Source organism: Ruegeria sp. AD9 (assembly GCF_056542305.1).
This window is the reverse complement of the sequence record NZ_JBQFZP010000046.1, coordinates 1-4,421: the sequence shown is the minus strand read 5'-3', so window position 1 is coordinate 4,421 and position 4,421 is coordinate 1. Positions and strand designations below refer to the sequence as shown.

Here is a 4,421-nt window from a genome sequence, read left to right as displayed (position 1 = left end):
ACCAACAGAGGACAACCATGAAACAGAAGAGATCAATTTATGCGGTTTTGGCGTTCGGTTTACTGACGGCGACGGCTGCGGCATCGGAAACGGAACTGACGGTATACACTGCTGTTGAGGCTGAGGATCTTGCGCGGTATGCGGAGACGTTCAATCAGAGCAATCCGGATATCAAGATCAACTGGGTCCGGGACTCGACGGGGATCATCACCGCGAAACTGCTGGCTGAACGGGACAACCCACAGGCGGATGTGGTCTGGGGGTTGGCTGCGACCTCTCTGCTGCTGTTGAAATCCGAAGGGATGCTGGAGCCTTATGCCCCGGTTGGCGTAGACAAGCTGGATGCGAAATTCGTCGATGGTGACAACCCGCCTGCCTGGGTTGGCATGGACGCCTGGGTTGCCTCGATTTGCTACAACACGGTTGAGGCGGAAAAGGCCGGGCTGAAGCCGCCGACCTCGTGGAAGGACCTGACTGATCCGATGTACAAGGATCAGGTTATCATGCCGAACCCGAATTCCTCTGGCACGGGGTTCCTTGATGTGTCCAGCTGGCTTCAAATGTTTGGTGAAGAAGGTGGCTGGGAATACATGGATGCGCTGCACGAGAATATTGCGCGCTACACCCATTCCGGCTCGAAGCCTTGCAAACTGGCGGCGGCGGGCGAGATCCCGATTGGTATTTCTTTTGCGTTCCGTGGGGCGAAATCCAAAGCTGATGGCGCACCGCTGGAAATCATTGTGCCTTCGGAAGGCGTCGGCTGGGACATGGAAGCAACCGCGATTGTGGCCGGCACTGCAAATCTGGAAGCCGCGCAGAAGCTGGTGGACTTCACCGTCACCAAAGAGGCCAACGAGATGTACAATACCGGCTATGCGGTCGTGGCGTATCCCGGCGTTGCAAAACCGGTTGAACACTTCCCAGAGGGTCTTCTGGATGCGATGATCAACAATGATTTCGAATATGCCGCCAACAATCGCGCGGCAATCCTGAAGGAATGGCAGTCTCGCTATGACGGAAAGTCTGAAGCGAAGTAATTCCATTGGCAGGAGGGGCTTTTGTGCTTCTCCTGCCCGCCACTCTCTTGTTCCCACCAACACAACCAACTCACCCGGCGCGCACCGGCCAGGATCGGTCGTGCCCGAGGTGCAGATGTGAGGACCTCTCCCGTGCTTCAGAAAACACCACCCGGTGAACTGTATCTCAGCATCCAGAATTTGTGGAAAGCGTTCGGCAGCTTTCTGGCACTCAAGGACATCTCTCTTGAAATCAAAGAAGGTGAATTCATTTGTTTCCTCGGCCCGTCCGGCTGCGGCAAGACCACCTTGTTGCGGGCGATTGCAGGGCTGGATCTGCAGACCAAGGGTACGATTATGCAGGATGGCAAGGACGTCTCCAACCTGCCTCCGTCCGAGCGCGATTTCGGGATTGTGTTCCAGTCCTATGCGCTGTTCCCGAACCTGACGATCGAAAAGAACATCGCATTTGGCCTTGAAAACACGGGCCGCAGCAAGTCGGATATCGCGGTTCGGGTGAGCGAGCTGCTGAACCTTGTTGGTCTGCCGGATCAGGGCAGGAAATACCCGGCGCAATTGTCCGGTGGCCAGCAGCAGAGGATTGCGCTGGCCCGCGCCATTGCAACCAATCCCGGTCTGCTGCTGCTGGACGAACCCCTGTCGGCGCTGGACGCCAAGGTGCGCGTTCACCTGCGGCATGAGATCAAGGAATTGCAGCGCAAGCTGGGTGTGACCACCGTGATGGTGACGCACGATCAGGAAGAAGCGCTGGCCATGGCCGACCGCATCGTGGTGATGAACCACGGGGTGATCGAACAAGTTGGATCGCCCACGGAGATCTACCGCGAACCGGCCAACCTGTTCGTGGCCGACTTTATCGGTGAAATGAACCAGATCCAGTCTCAGGTTACGAAAGGCGGGCGGTTGAGCGTCGGGGAAAAGACCTTTGCCTGCCTCAGCCACACGTTCAATGATGGAACCCCTGTCATTGCGGCCATTCGTCCCGAAGACATCATCCCTCATGAAGCTGGTTATCTTGACACGGGCGGCAATCGGAACTGCATCGAGGTCACGCTCGATGAAATGGAGTTTCTGGGCTCGTTCTGGCGCTGCCGCCTGAACAACGAGCGGTTCGGATCTTCGGAACTGATCGCGGATTTTTCGATCAACGCCGTGCGTCGTCTTGAGCTGGAAGAGGGGTGCAGCATGGTGATTGAGCTTCCCGAGAACCGCCTGATGGCGTTTGACCTTCCGGAGGCTGCGGCATGAGCACGATGTCGACCAATCAGGACACATTGCCTGTCGGGCCGGATATCAGGCCCAGGCTCAGCCGCGATGACATCCTGATGCGCGGAAGCATGATGGTGATCGCGCTCTATCTGATCGTGACACTGGCACTGCCGCTTTACACGATGCTTTCCAAGTCCTTCTCGACCTACCGGGTCGAGCTGTCCCAGTATGAGTTTCAGGTCAGTGATGAAGCGGGTGTGTTCGACGGAACGATCCTGACGGCTGACGAACTGAACAGGCAATTGGGGGTGTATTCCGACACCGATCTGACAACCGGCTCGGACGGGCGTTTGCCGGTGACCGGGTTCTTTCCGGAGTTCAGCTTTCGCAGCCCGGTCATGTACCAGATGCGGAACACGACGGAGGCCGGGCGCTTTCTGGTCGGGTCGACTTTGAACGAAGGCACCGATTGGGTCGAGCTTGATTCCAACACGTTCCGCCGGGTGCAGATGCGGCCGGTTCAAGCGCGGGGTCTGGGCAACTTCATCAACTACTTCTCGACACCAGCCCTGTTCAACTCGATCAAGAATTCCCTTTGGATTTCGGTTGTCAGCACAATCGTTACGGTGACGCTGGCGTTCTGGTTTGCCTATGCGCTGAACCGAAGCTGCATGCGGTTCAAGGGGGTCTTTCGCCTGATCGCGATGGCGCCGATTCTGGTTCCCTCGCTGCTGCCGGGCATCGCGCTGGTCTACCTGTTCGGCAATCAGGGGATGATCAAGGAGTTGTTGTTCGGTGCCAGTATCTACGGCCCCATAGGCATCGTGATCGGATCGGTCTTCTTTACCTTTCCACACGCATTCCTGATCATATCGACTGCGCTCGCGATATCGGATGCGCGGTTGTACGAGGCCGCTGTCAGCTTGCGCTCTACCCCCTGGCGGACATTCTGGACCGTTACCATACCCGGCGCGCGCTATGGCCTGATTTCCGCAGCCTTTGTCGTGTTCAATCTGGTGATCACCGATTTCGGCCTGCCAAAGGTGATCGGCGGCCAGTTCAACGTGCTTGCCGTGGATATCTACAAACAGGTGATCGGCCAGCAGAACTTTGAGATGGGCGCCGTGGTCTCGGTGGTTCTGGTCATCCCCGCAATTCTGGCTTTTGCCATCGACCGGATGGTTCAGTCCAAGCAGGTGGCGCTGCTTTCTGCGCGCTCAGTTCCATATCAGGCAACACCAAACCCAAAGGCTGATCGCATATTCCTGATCTACTGCAGCTTGGTCGGCCTGTTCATCATTGGTCTTCTGGCCGTGTGTCAGTTTGCGGCGCTGATCAAGTTCTGGCCCTACGATCTGAGCCTGAGCCTCAAGAACTACCAGTTCGACAAGATGGATGGCGGCGGCTGGGGGTCGTATTTCAACTCGATCAAACTGGCTTTCCTGACGGCGGTGATCGGCACGACGGTTGTCTTCTTCGGGGCGTATCTGGTGGAAAAATCGAACGGCTTCAAAACCGGACGGTCGATCTTTCAGATGTTCGCCATGCTGCCGATGGCCATCCCGGGCATGGTTCTGGGGCTGTCCTATATCTTCTTCTTCAACAACCCGTCCAATCCGTTCAATGCGATCTACGGCACCATGGCGATCCTGGTGGTTTGCACGGTGACGCATTTCTATACCGTATCGCACCTGACGGCGGTCACCGCTCTCAAGCAGATGGATAAAGAGTTCGAGTCGGTGTCAGCCTCTCTCAAACAGCCAACAATGAAGCTGTTTGCCCGCGTGACGGTGCCGGTCTGCCTGCCTGCGGTGCTGGATATCTCGATCTATCTGTTCGTCAACGCAATGACGACCGTGTCGGCGGTTGTGTTTCTCTATTCACCCAAAACCACACTCGCGTCCATCGCGGTGCTGAACATGGATGATGCCGGGGACATCGCACCCGCAGCCGCAATGGGCATGATGATCTTCTACACCAACGCCGCCGCCCGGATCTTCCACCTGATGGCATCAAAAGGCATCCTGGCCCGCACACAGGCCTGGCGCAGCAGGTAATCCACAAAAAAACTCAAGAACCCGCCGGTCACATATCTCCGGCGGTTTCCTTCTCCCCAAGAACCCGCTCCGCAAAGTCCATAAACGCCCGTATGATCTTGACATCGCGACGCTGGGA

General features: G+C 56.9%; 3 protein-coding genes. All 3 read left to right on the top strand.

Annotated elements, in window-relative coordinates:
- The first annotated feature begins 17 nt into the window (after positions 1 to 17).
- The 3 genes from ACR0AM_RS21450 to ACR0AM_RS21440 all read left to right on the top strand — a co-directional run bounded on the left by ACR0AM_RS21450 (position 18) and on the right by ACR0AM_RS21440 (position 4,303).
- Positions 18 to 1,037, top strand: coding sequence for a putative 2-aminoethylphosphonate ABC transporter substrate-binding protein (locus ACR0AM_RS21450; protein ID WP_480521542.1), 1,020 nt, complete (start codon positions 18 to 20; stop codon positions 1,035 to 1,037).
- A 132-nt stretch (positions 1,038 to 1,169) separates the two neighbouring features.
- Complete coding sequence (locus ACR0AM_RS21445) at positions 1,170 to 2,285, top strand: putative 2-aminoethylphosphonate ABC transporter ATP-binding protein (protein WP_480496631.1); 1,116 nt, start codon at positions 1,170 to 1,172, stop codon at positions 2,283 to 2,285.
- Entirely contained in the window at positions 2,282 to 4,303 is a 2,022-nt protein-coding gene (locus ACR0AM_RS21440) for a putative 2-aminoethylphosphonate ABC transporter permease subunit (RefSeq protein ID WP_480556054.1), read from the top strand. Before ACR0AM_RS21445 ends, ACR0AM_RS21440 begins: the two co-directional genes overlap by 4 nt.
- Positions 4,304 to 4,421 lie beyond the last annotated feature (118 nt).